Origin of the sequence: Methanohalophilus sp. DAL1, assembly GCF_001683555.1 — an archaeon.
Taxonomy (GTDB): Archaea; Halobacteriota; Methanosarcinia; order Methanosarcinales; family Methanosarcinaceae; genus Methanohalophilus; species Methanohalophilus euhalobius.
Genome location: NZ_MAFX01000049.1, coordinates 1 through 13955, shown reverse-complemented (window position 1 = coordinate 13955; position 13955 = coordinate 1). Strand labels below are relative to the sequence as shown.

The following is a 13955-nucleotide window of genomic DNA, read 5'->3' as shown; positions in this document are numbered from 1 at the left end:
ACATTGGCAAAAATTTTCATCTATCCCACAAACAGCCTTATCCTTTCTGATCTTGTTGAAAGGTTTGGCCATAAACCCCTTGCAATGATGGAGAAGATCCGGGAAAAAATCACTACAGTAGGAATAGATTCTCCGCCGATAAATATTACTCCCGAAGATCCCAAACTTGGTTTGAAATATGCTGCAGTGGAAGTTCCTGCCGGTGTGAGGGGCCGCATGTCCATAGTGGGTCCCCTGATTGATGAAGCCGAAGCTGCGATCATAGTGCTGGATTCGGCATCTGCTTTTGGTTGCATGGGCTGTGCACGTACCAATGAACTTACTAAGTTCCTTGCACGCCAAAAGGACATCCCCCGTCTTGAAGTCAAATATCCTCGCACCGAAGAAGAAGGTAAAGATTTTGTATACCAGATTGCTGAATTCCTGAATTCCCTGCCTAACGAGGAGGATGAAGAATGAGTAATTCTGATAAAGTAAAGATAGCACTGGTTTCATGCGGTTCTGAATATGCAGGGGTCCAGAAGGAACTGGAATCGGCAGCATCTTCCTTGAATGCTGAACTTGTCTATCCGGAGATGGATGTGTCATCTCTGGATACCATAGGGCAGGAATTCGGACTGGAAGTTGCAAGTCCTGATCTGCGTCTCATGATGGCCAGGGCAAAAGCCGTAGTAGAAGGCGTGGCGAAGGTGGACGGTGTATTTGTTGCTACCTGTTTCCGATGCGCTGAAGCTGCGATTGTTCGTAATGAAGTGCGTCGTTATATATTTGAAGATTCAGGTCTGCCGGTTATTAGTTATTCCTTTACCGAGCGAACAACTGCAGCTACCCTGCTGACACGTATGGAAGCCCTGACAACCATTGCAAAGAGCAAACATTTACTTGCAAGGGAGAATCAGGAAGGATTGACTGCAGGTATTGATTCTGGTTCAACTACTACCAAAGCTGTGGTTATGAGGGATGATGAGATAATCGGTGAAGGCTGGGTGCCCACCATCAAAGTGCTTGAAAGTGCTGAAAAAGCCCTTCGGCAGGCACTGGACCAGGCTGGTGTGAAGAGGGAGGACCTGCAGGCAATTGGTACAACAGGCTACGGACGTTTCCTTATAGGCGATCACTTCAATGCCGACCTTATGCAGGAAGAAATCACGGTAAATTCCAAGGGCGCAGTTTACCTTGCAAAGGCACAGCAGGGCGATGCCACTGTAATTGATATTGGTGGAATGGATAATAAGGCCATTTCTGTACAGGATGGTATTCCCGGCATGTTCACCATGGGAGGTGTTTGTGCCGGTGCTTCGGGCAGATTCCTCGAAATGACTTCCAAGAGACTGGGTGTGGATATCACGGAACTAGGGGATCTTGCAATCAAGGGAATGCAGAAAAATGTAGAAATGAACAGTTACTGTATTGTTTTCGGAATCCAGTCTCTGGTTAATTCCCTTGCCAAGGGAGCTACGCCCGAAGATGTGGCTGCTGCTGCCTGCCACAGTGTTGTGGAACAAATATTTGAACAGCAGCTTCAGGAAATTGAAGTTAAAGAACCTCTTATCCTAGTGGGTGGTTCATCCCTGATCGCAGGTGTACCCAAAGCTCTGAAAGAACTGCTCAAGATCGATGTCGTTGTTCCTCCACATGCCCAAGACATCGGTGCAGTGGGTGCTGCATTGCTTGTTTCCGGTTTTGTGGATAAGGAGTGATTTGAATTGGCAACCCTTGAAAAGTTTGTGGTTGAAACCACAGTTGAAGAGGAAGCCCCACCTTATCGAAAGATTGTATCAGATATAATCTCCGATCTGGGCATGGCAGGCAGAATCGCAAAAATCAAAGTAGCAATAAGGCCCGAAGATTCCCTTTTCCAGCTGGTGGCAGTTGTGCGTGGTGTTCTTCCACAGGTAATATTGAAAGATTTTGCTGAAATACAAAAAGGGGACCATGAAGGAGAAATTTTGATTACTATCTCTGTAGAAAAACATCTTCCACGCCTGTTGCAGATTCTCTGGGATCGCTATGGACGTGACAGCCTTGAGCAACCGGACAGGTGGACTATTTCCCTGTTTGTGGATAATCCGGAGGAGGAGATAGGCTCTCTCGAAAATCTTGTTGTGGATGACCCGCGGCGCACACTCAAGTCCAATCTGGCGGATATGGCTATCAGGGTTGCTCCTGAAGGTTTCAGGGTACGTTATCATTCCTTGAACGGTAATGATTTCATATTTGTGGCATCCGAAGATACGATGCAAAAAGAATGGATTGATGAAGCCCACGCGATGCTGAAAGAACTAAAAGGAGATGATGCCAGTGGCAGCAGTGCTTGAACCCTATGTCTATGAAGGCGGTGTGCACAAACACGGCCTTATTATTGAACTCCTGGAAGACCTGGGCGGCTATCTTGTACAGAGTACGCCGGCTGCCACGGAAATTAATCTTGTGATGTTGATTCCCCGTAAAGATGTCCCCCTGATGGAAGAACTTGCAAAGAATATACTGGGCAAACTCACGCGAGCTCCCTTAACAGGTACCGAAATCGCTGTAGTGTCCCCAACCCTTGCCTACCATCATCTTCCTCATTCTGCATGTGATGTTGCCGAACATCTGCGCAGGGATGGTGCTAATACCAATATGCTGGGACTTGCACGTGGTATGGGCCGAAGAGTGGCTCTTTCTCAGGATTATGAAAGAAAGCTGATCAACGAACATGATATTGCCGTTTACAGTTTTGGTAATTTCAGTGACTGTATAATGAATAAGAAACCCAAACTTTTCTCGGGTGTTGATGTTCCTATCGTGGCTACAGGAGGGCCGGATCTCAGTACTGACGATGTAGAAGGAGCCGATGTCTATGTTGGAGGCATCGGACGTGTATCTCACAGGCTGCGTAATGAAGGTGAAATTGACAGCCTTGATGTATTGAATAAAACTGTCGGGGAAGTTGTGGATAAACTGCGTGAGGAAATATCCAGGGATCCTCTTGCGGTATTGCCTGCACGAGTTATGAAGGAGATTAAAGAGCAGGTGCCTGAAATTAATGATGTGTTAACTCCTGCCCCCATAACCCTTCAACTGGATGGCATGAGGGTAAAACTTCCCTTTGATCAATTCCACGAAAAGCTGAAACAGCTGGATCTGGATGAGGATGTTTCTCTCTCTGATGTGGCAAATATCATGCCTTCAAAAATGAAGGATTACATTCTCATAAAGATACGTCGTCGCTCAGAGACCGGATTTACTATATGATAAAGAGGGTGTGTAATGGATCTGGAAAATATCAGGCAAATTCTTGAAAAGGATGAAGATGAAGCGGTTTCCGATGTGCTTTCAACAGTTGAGGAACGATATGGGGAAGTACCCTATATACTCAATTTCATGAAAGATATGCCGGAGCTGTTAATCCCTAAAGTAATGTATGATAATTCTATAATGCGGGAGTTTGAAAGACTTGATCCAGAGACAATCGAACTTATCTGTGTGGGTGTTGCTTCTGCACTGAGATGTGACCATTGTCTCAAGATGCATATCAGGGTTGCCCGCAGGCTTGGTTTGACAAGGGAGCAGATATTTGATGCTATTCTTATAGGCGGCGCTCTATCCAATGCCTCGGTGCTTGCAGAAGGCACACGGGCCCTTGATGACGAGGGAAATGGTAACTCTCCTTCCTGTGACAGTGACTGCGATTCATGCAACATCACAGGTTCGGACAGGTAATTTTATCCCAGAAGGGGCATCCCGGCTATTAAGGCACCAGCCACATAACCCAGAATTGCCCCGCTATTTAAAAATGGTAGGCCTGCCTGGGGTTTCCCCTTCATGACCAGGATTGTCAGGGCAAAAAATCCGATAAGGGTGCCGATCATTGCTCCAATGGCGGGAACTCCTATGAAGCCTTCATGGGGAAGGAATACATTTGCAGAAACGACTATTATTGTTGGCATTATAGCATCACCCAATCCCATGTAGAAGGCTTCTTTTTCCCCTTCTGTTGAGGGGGTGTCCTCAATAAATGAGTAATTTCTTTTTTTGGGTATAACAAACAGGATTGGCAGTTTCAGGTCCATCACGCCTTCTGCAAGAGCAATCATATGTTTTGTCTTATACACCGAGATTGCATCGTAGGCTGCAAGCAGACCCAGCAGCACAATTGCAGGCAAAATGCCAAATGATATTCCAAATATTGAACTTGCCGCTGCTCCCACAATGATTCCTACAAAATCTATTATGTACCATTCAGGATGGAAGTAAAGCAGGATGGTGAAAACAGTTGCCATTAACAGCCCTCCGATTACCGGACCTTCTCCTCCCAATCCTGTAAGGTGGAAGAGGGGATAGAATCCGTAATACATGGTAGAAGCAACAGCAACAAGGATAATCATCTGGATTACCCATTGTATTTCTTTCTTGATGGCGAAAAGTAAAAACAGGGTGAATATGAGAATTGCAATTATGTAGTATATGGAATTGGTTGCGGATTGGGGGTTATCTACTGCCTGCATACCCAGATCGTTCATTGGTTGTGCAAGGGTAAGTGCAATGATCTGGATGACCAGTATAAAGCCGGCCATTACAATCATCGGGAAGTATTCCTTGATTCCGTTTTCATTCTTGCTCAAATTTTCTCATCCTGTTTGTATGATACAGAACCTAATGCAATATCCATTAATTAAGTTTATGTAATACTTAAGTAGTAACATGGATTAAGTAAAATAGAGGTCTTACCATGGAAACAAGGGACATTGTTTTTTCTATCGTTATGGTTGTATCAGCTTTTGTGTTGACATATGTATGGCTGGGCAGGTTCAAATACAGTCCGGCTAACTCATTGATCGTTCTTGCTGCCATTGTAATGGTAGGAGCTCTTGCAGCGATGCTCCTTTCCCTGGATATGCGGATGCGTAAGATTGAGGAGCAGCTCGATCTAAGAGAACGCTCTCTTCGGATTAATATTCAGAGTGTTGAAGATAACATGGGTAAAAAAATAGATACTGTCACCAATGTGGTGGATGATGCCATGGAAACCTTTAACAGAAGAAATTATCGTTAATCTTTTCTATTCTTCATTATTTTTAATCATCGACATATGCCGAAAACAATATTAATGTGATGGTTTGTATGGGCAATTATCAACAAGTTTCATAATGGTGGGTGGGCTCAATGCAAATTAATCTTAAACCAATTGGTGTCATAAAAAAATCCGGGAAAAATTCAGAAATTCTGATATATTCGGAATTTGAGCAGGTAATCAGGAATATGCTCTCCAGGACAGGTAAAACTGCTGTTGAAGGAAATGATGTGCTGGTAGTCCATAAAGGTGACAAGAAGGATGGTCATCAGTTACAGGTTTCCAGAACAACTCTCCTTGAAAGGGCAGGTAATGTACTGAAGGTAGGGCGGATGAAAGCCGATTATGACTCAGTGCTTGATATACGCCTCGATACGGATATTCAACTTCATCAAACCAATGTAAGAGGACACTGAATGGGTGTAGATATAGGTGACATACTGGAAAAAAGACAGGTTGGATTGGATGATCTTGCTCACAGGACTGTGGCGATTGATGGATATAATACCCTTTACCAGTTTTTGAGTATCATCAGGCAACGTGACGGTACCCCCCTGAAGGATTCCAGGGGCAATATCACATCCCATCTTTCCGGTATCCTGTACAGGATGACAAACCTTTTTGAAGCCGGTATAAAACCTGTTTTTGTTTTTGATGGCAAACCTCCTGATTTCAAGGCAGATACAATTAGCCAGCGTAACAAGTCCAGGGAAGAGGCCCGTACAAAATGGGATGAAGCAAAAGAAAAAGGCCTGTCAGAGGAAGCCTACAAATATGCACAGGCTTCTTCAAAGGTAGATACCCGTATAGTGGAGGATTCGATGCAACTTCTGGATTTCATGGGAATTCCCTGTGTACAGGCTCCTTCTGAAGGGGAAGCGCAGGCAGCCTATATGGTGAACAAAGGTGATGCAGATTATAGTGCCTCCCAGGACTACGATTCTCTGCTTTTCGGTGCTCTGCGGGTAGTGCGCAATCTTACAATTACGGGTAAACGCAAATTGCCGGGCAAGAATGTTTACATTGATGTAGAACCCGAATCTATTGATCTTATGCAAAACATCAAGTTACTGGATATAGACCGTCAGCAACTGATCGGTATTGCCCTGTGTGTGGGTACTGATTACAATAAAGGGCTGAAGAAAGTTGGCCCCAAAACCGCCCTTAAATTAATAAAACAACATGGCAGTATTCATAAGGTTCTGGAGCACAGGGGTGAAGCCATTGATGAGCTTGATGCAAAGATCGATTTTTTCCTGAATCCGCCTGTAACTGATGCTTATGAACTGAAATGGAAACCTCCACAAAAGGAAAAAATAGTGGATTTCCTTTGCAAACAGCACGATTTCTCTGAGGAGCGAGTTCTCAAAGCTGTAGATCGGCTTGAAAAAGCCGGCAAACAGCGAAGTCAGCAAACCCTGGATCAATGGTTTTGAACAATCAGGGATTTACCTGTCATTTCTTCGGGTTGTTTTATTGCAAGCATTTGCAGGACAGTCGATGCAACATCGGCAAGGATTCCGTTTCTCATTTCAATATTTTGTCTTTCTGAGATAAATATGCATTTAACCGGATTGCTTGTGTGGGCGGTATGGGGCTGGTCTCCATGGGCTTCTTCCATTTGTTCCGCATTTCCGTGGTCGGCGGTTATCAATGCTTCACCGCCTTTTTGTTGTATTTTAGTTATTACTTTTCCCACACATTCATCCACAGCCTCTACGGCTTTGACCGTCGGTTCAAAGAAACCGGTATGCCCCACCATGTCCATGTTGGCAAAATTGAGTATGATCACATCATAGTTTGCTGATTCGATCTTTTCGGTGAGTTCTTCAGCAACTTCATAGGCACTCATTTCAGGTTTAAGATCATAGGTTGCAACCCCGGGTGAGGGGATGAGACATCTTTCTTCTCCTTTGAATTTCTTTTCCACTCCACCATTGAAGAAAAAGGTGACATGAGCATACTTTTCAGTTTCAGCGATACGCAACTGGGACATATTTTCCCTGCTCAACACTTCGCCCAGTGTATTTTTTATCTCTTTGGGGGGATAGGCAACAGGTACGTCCAATTTTTCATCATACTGCGTCATGCAGACATAGTGCACCTGTGGATGCTTTATCCTCTCGAAGCCTTCGAATCCATCTTCCACAAATGCATAGGTAAGCTGCCTTGCCCTGTCCGGGCGGAAATTGAACATGATCACAGAATCGTTATCCTCAATCGTGGCTACAGGTTTGCCCTTCTCCTGTATAACAGTGGGTTTGACAAATTCGTCATTTTCCCCCCTGTCGTAGGCAAGCTGTACCGCTTCCACAGGATCTTGAGCAGTTATTCCTACACCCTGTGTCAGGGCATCATAGGCAAGTCGGGTACGCTCCCACCGTTTGTCACGATCCATTGCATAGTATCTGCCGGATACACTGGCAGTCTTTGCGATACCATTTTCCCTGCAGAATACTTCATGCTCTTTCATATCCTCAAGGGCGGCTCTGGGGGCTACATCCCTGCCATCCAGGAAAGTATGGATGAATACTTCACTTAAGCCTTCCCTTTTAGCCAGCTCTATCAGGGCACGCATGTGTTCTATGTGGCTGTGGACCCCTCCACGGGAAAACAGGCCCATGATATGCAGTTTTGAATTTTTTTCCTGGACATTCCTGAAGGCATCAAGCAGGACCGGGTTTTTGAAGATCTCTCCATTTTTGATTGCCAGATTTATCCGGGTCAGGTCCTGATAGACAATTCTGCCTGCACCGATGTTGAGATGGCCCACTTCGGAGTTTCCCATCTGTCCCTGTGGAAGGCCCACAGATTCGCCTGCAGCCTGCAAAAGGCAGGTGGGGTTTTCTCTTTCTAGTCTGTCAAGGACAGGGGTGTTGGCCTGTGCTACAGCATTTCCTTTTAATGTGGGTGAGTATCCCCATCCATCCAGTATCATTAACAAGAGAGGTTTTTGGTCCAGTGTCATGCTTTCACTCAAGCTTTTATGCTATATAAGGGGTCAGGAATGTATGATTTAATGGCAATATATGAACCATCAAGCTTTATCATGATAGAGTAAGAAGACCACCGTTTTCAAACGGTGGATGAATTACCTGAATAAGCAGAAGACTCCTTCTGAGAGATAGGAGATGAATGCGTCTTTTTGTGGTTTTGGCACAAAGTATAAATAGTGTCAAAGGCACACGTGGATATGCATGTTGAAAGCCTACAAATATAGAATGTATCCTGCAAAACAGCAAGAAGAAATGTTCAGTAAGCATTTTGGTTGTGTGAGGGTAATCTATAATTGGGCGTTAGAACAGAAAATTAAAACTTATGAACAAGACGGAAAAGCAATTTCCAGATTCACATTGAATAAAACAATTCCAACATTGTATAAAGATATGGAATGGTTGAAAGAAGTCAATTCACAATCTTTGCGTGGTGCTACCCTAAATCTGGATAATGCTTTTACCAGGTTTTTCCGTGAGAAAAAAGGTTTTCCCAAATTTAAATCAAAGAAAAATCCAGTGCAATCCTTTTCAATTCCACAACATTATAAAGTGGATTTTGAGAAGAATAAAGTGAAATTACCTAAAATTGGATGGGTGAAAACAAAGTTACATAGATATTTTGAGGGAAAATATAAAACTGCAACAGTATCAAAGATACCGTCTGGCAAATATTTCATCAGCATTCTTGTAGATGACAATAAAAAATTACCTGATAAACAGGATTTTGATGAAAATAGTACGGTTGGTATTGATGTTGGAATCAAAGATTTTGCCATCATGTCTAATGGTGAAAAAATAGATAACCACAGGCATCTTAATAACTCAATAAAAAGACTGAAGGTATTACAAAAGCGTCTCTCACGAAAACAAAAAGGTTCAAAAAATAGAGGTAAAGCAAAACAGCAGATAGCAAAACTTCATGAGAAAATAGCAAATCAGAGAAATGATTTCCAGCATAAATTAACTTCCAGATTAATTAGCGAAAACCAAGCTATTGCACTGGAAACATTAAACGTATCTGGAATGTTGAAAAATCATTGTCTTGCACAATCCATTAGTGATGTATCATGGAGTTCTTTTGTAACTAAATTGGAATATAAAGCAGAATGGTATGGTAAAACCATACTACGCATTGGACAGTTCGAGCCAAGTACGAAAATCTGTAATGTATGTGGGTATCATAACAAAAACATTACACTTGCAGACCGTAAATGGCAATGTCCTGATTGTGGTGCATCCCATGACAGAGATGTCAATGCTGCAATTAACATTAAGAAGTTTGCCTTAAATAAACAGAATTTGATAGGTATTTGAAGCACCGTAGGAACTACGGGGAGAGCCTGTGGACTTGTGAACATAAGTTCAAAGAATGAAGCAGGAAGCCACCCTATTCATAGGGTGGCAGTTCACTATATAAGCTGTAAATTCATGAAGGTCCTTTATGAAAAATGCACAAATAATGATAGTTGAGGATGAAAATATAGTTGCTATGGGAATTAAAAGCAAACTTGAATCTTTAGGCTATTCCATTCCCTGTACGGCATCTTCTGCAGAGGATGCTATACGCAAAGCCGATCTTTTTTATCCGGATCTGGTTTTGATGGATATTTTGCTGAAAGGAGAAGACGACGGGATTGTAGCAGGAGATTATATCAGGAAAAATTTTGACATTCCTGTAATATACCTAACTGCTTATACTGATGAAGATACCCTTGAAAGGGCTAAATTAACACACCCTGCCGGCTATATATCCAAACCTTTCAAAGTAGAGGATATCCATACCAATATTGAGATTGCTCTGCACAAAAATGACCTATCTGCTGATTCCTGATATAACGGAGTATTTTAATACATGGTGAAAGCTTTGATTTTCGATATGGATGGCATTCTCATAGACTCAATGCCCCACCATGTTAAAACAATTAACCGGGTATTCGGTGCTGTGGGAATACATCTTGATGAGCAAACCATCTATGACATGGAAGGTTCCAGAACAGTTGACATTGTAACTTACATATTAAAACACAAAAACATCGATCCTCAATCTATGGATATTGAAGGCCTTCTTGCACAATATCAGGAGGAATTTAAACGCACGGCCAGTTTCAGGCCCTTTGACCAAATACGTGCGATTCTGCCACAGCTAAAGGGTCATTTTCTGATATCCATGGTTACGGGTGCCGACAGGTCAATTGTCAGGCATATAGTGGATGATTTTTTTCCGGGCATCTTTGATGCGGTCATCAATGGGGAGGATGTCAGCAAGGGTAAACCCGATCCGGAGCCATTCTTAAAAGCTGCGCGTATGCTTGAAGTGGATCCCAAGGATTGTGTTGTGGTGGAGAATGCAACAAAAGGTGTAGAAGCGGCTAAAAGGGCAGGGATGTATTGTGTGGCTGTCCCTACTTATGTCTCCCCGGATAAACTGGAGAAAGCAGATAGGGTATTTGAAAATCACGAAGATTTGGCACAGTACCTTTTATCCCTGGAATAAGTTCAGATAATATCTTCAATTAGGTTTCTTTTCCGGTATGCAAGCCCTTCGAAACGGGCAACAGTGTCTCCCCTTTCATCTGTGACCGTTACTGTATAGGTTGCAATTTTGGGATTCAGGGATGTTTCGAAAGCTTCTGCTTTAAGGATTCCCTCAATTGCCGCCTTTGGATAGCTTATGTTGGCATTGATGGCAACAGCCACTCGGCCATGGGAGTTTGCTGCTGCGGCAAATGTGAAGTCTGCAAGGGTGAATATGGCACCTCCCTGTACTGTACCGACACCGTTTTTGTGCTTGTCTTCTATTTTCATGGAAGCTTTTGCGTATCCCTTTGAAACTTCCATCAATTCGATTCCGATATAGCGGGCAAACTGGTCTTTTTTTAGCAATTCTTCTGCATCTTTCATATTTCACACTCCCTTTAAATTATAACTGGATCCAGATTTTCAGTGTTCCCTCTTCGATGTTGTATTCCCTGACATTAGTCAATTCCATATCAGCAGGTATATGTATGTAACCCAGACGCTTCTTTTTTGTAGCCTTTTTACCGCAGCAGACATTTCTATCCATCACAGTATTCAGCTCAACTCCCTTGAGTTCAGCGTCATCGATCTTTTCAATCTGGTTTTTGTACCATTTTTCAGTAGGATCATGTTATTCTTCTCCTTGAATTAAAACATGAAGATTACAATAGTTTCATTCTTGCTGTTATCAGCAATATCGACTATAATCAGAGGAATTGATAACTCAACCGATAACAGTAAAAAAAGTTGATGCGGACCCGGTGGGATTTGAACCCACGACCACCGGGTTAGAAGCCCGGTGCTATATCCTGGCTAAGCCACGGGCCCAGGATAGTGAAGCGACATGAAATAGGATTTGGTGCATAAAAGCCTTTTGTCAACTGTTGGATATGAGTTTGCAAATATTCATATATATTATGATTACATTTGTCCACCTTAATACTGATAAGTCATATTAAGAGGGCTGAAAATGAGTGAAGTTCTGGTTTATTACAACGGTGATTATGTCCCCAAATCCGAAGCAACCACTTCTGTCTATGACCATGGTTTCCTCTATGGTGACGGTGTCTTTGAAGGAATTCGGGCATACAATGGCAGGGTATTCAAGTTAAAAGAGCACATAGATCGTTTATTTGATTCTGCAAAGGCCATTGCAATGGATATTCCCATCAGCAGGGAAGAGATGAGTCAGGCAATTCTGGAAACCCTTAGAAAAAATAATCTCAGTGATGCATACATAAGACCCATCGTATCCCGTGGTGTAGGGGATCTTGGTCTTGATCCCCGCAAATGCAAAACTCCCAATATATTCATCATTACTCAGGAATGGGGGGCAATGTACGGAGATCTCTATGAAGTTGGTTTGAAAGCAGTTATGGTAGCAACCCGGCGCAATGCTCCCGATGCCCTCTCTCCTAATATCAAGTCTCTGAACTACCTGAATAATATTCTGGCAAAGATCGAAGCCAATGCCAAGGGGGGTGACGAAGCGATATTCCTGGACAGCAACGGCTATATCTGCGAAGGTTCCGGGGATAATATATTTATCATAAAGAATGGCAAAGTCTATACTCCTCCAACAATTTCCAATCTGAAGGGTATTACCCGTGCAACAGCTATTGAGTTACTTGTGGAAAGGGGTTATGAGGTACTTGAGGTAAATGTAGGGTTCTTTGATTTATTCACAGCAGATGAAGTTTTTGTAACCGGTACTGCTGCAGAAGCCGCCCCCATTACAAAGGTTGACGGAAGGCTCATCGGAGATGGAAAACCCGGGCCCATTACCGGGGAAATGGTAAAGGCTTTTGAGGAGATCACAGGTACTACCGGTACTGCGATATATGAATAACTATTGAAGGTTGCATAAATTAAGATGCGCAAAATACTCAATCACCTAACATCGCTGGATGAAGCCAGACAAATTCTGGCCTCTCTGTCCGTCGATTGCGGAGAGGAACATGTTTCACTTGAACGTGCCGATGGTCGCATACTTGCAGAAAATATAGTATCTGACATCAATATTCCACCCTTTGCCAAGGCACTCAAGGATGGTTATGCTATCCGTGCCAAAGATGTACCAGCGCCGGGTGCATGTCTGTTGCTGAAAGATTATGTACCTGCGGGCAGGGGGGATATCCTGTCCCTTGGAAAAGGTGAAGCTGTGGAAATTTCCACCGGGGCACCGATTCCACAGGAAAGTGATTCTGTTGTTATGGTGGAAGATACCACCCTTGCAGAAGGGAAAGTGTGTATCCACAGTAAGGTGCGGCAAGGTCAACACATCCTTGATGCAGGCACTGATATTTCCAAGGGAGAGACTGTTCTTGAAGCAGGACAAATGTTGTCTCCTGCAAAGATTGGTATTCTTGCAGCGCTGGGCATCAATAATACAATTGTGAAAAATCTGATAGTGGGCATTATATCTACCGGGAATGAATTGACCGAGCCTGGCAATCCCCTCGGGCCAGGCAGAATATATGATGCCAATTCCTATACACTGTCAACCGCAATCAGACGTTTGTCGGCAACTCCTGTAGCCTATGGTATAGTAAGGGATGAATCTGAGAAAGCCCGTTCTCTCCTTTTAGAGGCAGTTTCTGAATGTGATGTCGTATTGACAACCGGCAGCACATCGGCGGGTTCGGATGATTTCATGTACCGATTAATGGAAGAAGAAGGGCAAATCCGGATGCATGGTTTAAAGTTCAAACCCGGCAAACCGGTAATTATAGCATCAGTCAGGAATATTCCCGTGATTGGATTGCCCGGTAATCCCACAGCATCCCTGATGGTATTCAATGAGATCGTGTCCTTGCTTGTAAGAAAGGGGCTGGGGATTTCTGCTCCTGAAAGACAACGGATGAAAGCAACCCTTATGGATGACGTGTATTCTGATAACAGGCTGGAATACCACTGTGTGGAAGTAATTGATGGTTGTGCCTATTCGGTGGATAAAACCTCTGCTTCAATAACAACACTGGCAAAGGCCGATGGTTTCATTGTAATCGAACCGCAAATCACCTTTGTGAAAGCCGGGAATGAGGTAGAAGTCACTTTCTTTGAGAATTGATCCTGGCTTCATTGTCTCTTAAAGAAACTTATTTATTGCATGTGTATCAATGCACCGTTATGTTTGCCCAAACATATCGTTTGGAGCATAAGGTGGTTGAATGAAAAGAAATAATCAGGTAATACTTTTGGTAGCAACAATAGCAGTTTTAGCCGTGATAGGTGCATATTTAGCCAATTCCACTGCATCATCCGTACAGGAGGCTGACAGTGATGAAATCACGGTATCTGCTGCTGCCAGTTTGACGGAAAGTTACGGTGAGATAGTAAAACAGTTCGAAGCTGATAATCCTGATATTGATGTTAATCTCAATCTT

Annotated in this window: 17 protein-coding genes, 1 tRNA gene and 1 pseudogene; 14 read left to right on the top strand and 5 right to left on the bottom strand. The window is 43.3% G+C overall.

All coding sequences use genetic code 11. The features are described from left to right. Positions 1-3 precede the first annotated feature (3 nt). Genes A9957_RS08515 through A9957_RS08495 form a run of 5 tightly spaced genes read left to right on the top strand, consistent with a single transcriptional unit; the run spans position 4 to position 3705 of the window. Positions 4-459, top strand: a complete 456-nt coding sequence (locus A9957_RS08515; protein ID WP_096712368.1) for a methanogenesis marker 5 protein — start codon at positions 4-6, stop codon at positions 457-459. Further along, a complete protein-coding gene (locus A9957_RS08510) occupies positions 456-1700 on the top strand; it encodes a methanogenesis marker 15 protein (RefSeq protein WP_096712369.1) in 1245 nt (414 codons plus the stop codon). Before A9957_RS08515 ends, A9957_RS08510 begins: the two co-directional genes overlap by 4 nt. Positions 1701-1706: 6 nt before the next feature. Further along, entirely contained in the window at positions 1707-2318 is a 612-nt protein-coding gene (locus tag A9957_RS08505) for a methanogenesis marker 17 protein (RefSeq protein ID WP_105461082.1), read from the top strand. After that, positions 2296-3237: a methanogenesis marker 7 protein gene (locus A9957_RS08500; protein ID WP_128754383.1), complete on the top strand. Its 942-nt coding sequence runs from the start codon at positions 2296-2298 to the stop codon at positions 3235-3237. Before A9957_RS08505 ends, A9957_RS08500 begins: the two co-directional genes overlap by 23 nt. A gap of 15 nt (positions 3238-3252) precedes the next feature. Beyond that, complete coding sequence (locus A9957_RS08495; RefSeq protein ID WP_128754382.1) at positions 3253-3705, top strand: carboxymuconolactone decarboxylase family protein; 453 nt, start codon at positions 3253-3255, stop codon at positions 3703-3705. A gap of 2 nt (positions 3706-3707) precedes the next feature. Here A9957_RS08495 and A9957_RS08490 read toward each other — a convergent pair whose 3' ends face one another. After that, on the bottom strand, positions 3708-4607 hold the full coding sequence (locus A9957_RS08490) for a presenilin family intramembrane aspartyl protease PSH (RefSeq protein ID WP_105461086.1): 900 nt from the start codon (positions 4605-4607) through the stop codon (positions 3708-3710). A 107-nt stretch (positions 4608-4714) separates the two neighbouring features. Here A9957_RS08490 and A9957_RS08485 point away from each other — a divergent pair, with 107 nt between their 5' ends. The 3 genes from A9957_RS08485 (at position 4715) to fen (ending at position 6492) form a co-directional block, all read left to right on the top strand. After that, entirely contained in the window at positions 4715-5038 is a 324-nt protein-coding gene (locus tag A9957_RS08485; RefSeq protein WP_013038284.1) for a hypothetical protein, read from the top strand. 110 nt (positions 5039-5148) lie between these two features. Continuing rightward, positions 5149-5472: a hypothetical protein gene (locus A9957_RS08480; RefSeq protein ID WP_096712374.1), complete on the top strand. Its 324-nt coding sequence runs from the start codon at positions 5149-5151 to the stop codon at positions 5470-5472. Then, the gene (fen, locus tag A9957_RS08475) at positions 5473-6492 is read left to right on the top strand and encodes a flap endonuclease-1 (protein WP_292343898.1); all 1020 of its coding nucleotides are present in this window, start codon (positions 5473-5475) and stop codon (positions 6490-6492) included. It abuts the gene before it with no gap. Here fen and gpmI read toward each other — a convergent pair. Next, positions 6480-8024 carry a 2,3-bisphosphoglycerate-independent phosphoglycerate mutase gene (gene gpmI, locus A9957_RS08470; protein ID WP_292343896.1) on the bottom strand — a complete coding sequence of 515 codons (1545 nt, stop codon included), beginning with the start codon at positions 8022-8024 and terminating at the stop codon, positions 6480-6482. The two genes, fen and gpmI, sit on opposite strands and share 13 nt — an antisense overlap. A 229-nt stretch (positions 8025-8253) precedes the next feature. Here gpmI and tnpB point away from each other — a divergent pair, with 229 nt between their 5' ends. From tnpB to A9957_RS08455, 3 genes are all read left to right on the top strand, one after another. Continuing rightward, on the top strand, positions 8254-9366 hold the full coding sequence (gene tnpB / locus A9957_RS08465) for an IS200/IS605 family element RNA-guided endonuclease TnpB (RefSeq protein WP_096712377.1): 1113 nt from the start codon (positions 8254-8256) through the stop codon (positions 9364-9366). Positions 9367-9493: 127 nt separating this feature from the next. Then, positions 9494-9883, top strand: a complete 390-nt coding sequence (locus A9957_RS08460; protein WP_096712378.1) for a response regulator — start codon at positions 9494-9496, stop codon at positions 9881-9883. Between the two features lie 21 nt (positions 9884-9904). After that, positions 9905-10546 carry an HAD family phosphatase gene (locus A9957_RS08455; protein ID WP_096712379.1) on the top strand — a complete coding sequence of 214 codons (642 nt, stop codon included), beginning with the start codon at positions 9905-9907 and terminating at the stop codon, positions 10544-10546. A 2-nt stretch (positions 10547-10548) separates the two neighbouring features. Here A9957_RS08455 and A9957_RS08450 read toward each other — a convergent pair whose 3' ends face one another. The 3 genes from A9957_RS08450 to A9957_RS08440 all read right to left on the bottom strand — a co-directional run bounded on the left by A9957_RS08450 (position 10549) and on the right by A9957_RS08440 (position 11397). Further along, the gene (locus A9957_RS08450; protein ID WP_096712380.1) at positions 10549-10953 is read right to left on the bottom strand and encodes a PaaI family thioesterase; all 405 of its coding nucleotides are present in this window, start codon (positions 10951-10953) and stop codon (positions 10549-10551) included. Between the two features lie 19 nt (positions 10954-10972). Continuing rightward, entirely contained in the window at positions 10973-11116 is a 144-nt protein-coding gene (locus tag A9957_RS08445) for a hypothetical protein (protein WP_292343894.1), read from the bottom strand. 206 nt (positions 11117-11322) lie between these two features. Then, positions 11323-11397: transfer RNA gene (locus A9957_RS08440), tRNA-Arg, on the bottom strand. Positions 11398-11539: 142 nt separating this feature from the next. Here A9957_RS08440 and ilvE point away from each other — a divergent pair. The 3 genes and pseudogenes from ilvE to A9957_RS08425 all read left to right on the top strand — a co-directional run. Next, a complete protein-coding gene (gene ilvE, locus A9957_RS08435; protein ID WP_292343892.1) occupies positions 11540-12418 on the top strand; it encodes a branched-chain-amino-acid transaminase in 879 nt (292 codons plus the stop codon). A gap of 24 nt (positions 12419-12442) precedes the next feature. After that, positions 12443-13639, top strand: coding sequence for a gephyrin-like molybdotransferase Glp (gene glp / locus A9957_RS08430; protein WP_292343891.1), 1197 nt, complete (start codon positions 12443-12445; stop codon positions 13637-13639). Between the two features lie 100 nt (positions 13640-13739). After that, positions 13740-13955, top strand: a pseudogene (locus A9957_RS08425) (molybdate ABC transporter substrate-binding protein); the annotation flags it as partial.

Bases quoted from the DNA above. Each gene is read 5' to 3' on its own strand.
- A9957_RS08510 (WP_096712369.1), top strand. From the start codon at position 456: ATGAGTAATTCTGATAAAGTAAAGATAGCACTGGTTTCATGCGGTTCT.
- A9957_RS08500 (WP_128754383.1), top strand. From the start codon at position 2,296: ATGCCAGTGGCAGCAGTGCTTGAACCCTATGTCTATGAAGGCGGTGTG.
- A9957_RS08495 (WP_128754382.1), top strand. From the start codon at position 3,253: ATGGATCTGGAAAATATCAGGCAAATTCTTGAAAAGGATGAAGATGAA.
- A9957_RS08485 (WP_013038284.1), top strand. From the start codon at position 4,715: ATGGAAACAAGGGACATTGTTTTTTCTATCGTTATGGTTGTATCAGCT.
- A9957_RS08480 (WP_096712374.1), top strand. From the start codon at position 5,149: ATGCAAATTAATCTTAAACCAATTGGTGTCATAAAAAAATCCGGGAAA.
- fen (WP_292343898.1), top strand. From the start codon at position 5,473: ATGGGTGTAGATATAGGTGACATACTGGAAAAAAGACAGGTTGGATTG.
- gpmI (WP_292343896.1), bottom strand. From the start codon at position 8,024: ATGACACTGGACCAAAAACCTCTCTTGTTAATGATACTGGATGGATGG.
- tnpB (WP_096712377.1), top strand. From the start codon at position 8,254: ATGTTGAAAGCCTACAAATATAGAATGTATCCTGCAAAACAGCAAGAA.
- A9957_RS08460 (WP_096712378.1), top strand. From the start codon at position 9,494: ATGAAAAATGCACAAATAATGATAGTTGAGGATGAAAATATAGTTGCT.
- A9957_RS08455 (WP_096712379.1), top strand. From the start codon at position 9,905: ATGGTGAAAGCTTTGATTTTCGATATGGATGGCATTCTCATAGACTCA.
- A9957_RS08450 (WP_096712380.1), bottom strand. From the start codon at position 10,953: ATGAAAGATGCAGAAGAATTGCTAAAAAAAGACCAGTTTGCCCGCTAT.
- A9957_RS08445 (WP_292343894.1), bottom strand. From the start codon at position 11,116: ATGGATAGAAATGTCTGCTGCGGTAAAAAGGCTACAAAAAAGAAGCGT.
- ilvE (WP_292343892.1), top strand. From the start codon at position 11,540: ATGAGTGAAGTTCTGGTTTATTACAACGGTGATTATGTCCCCAAATCC.
- glp (WP_292343891.1), top strand. From the start codon at position 12,443: ATGCGCAAAATACTCAATCACCTAACATCGCTGGATGAAGCCAGACAA.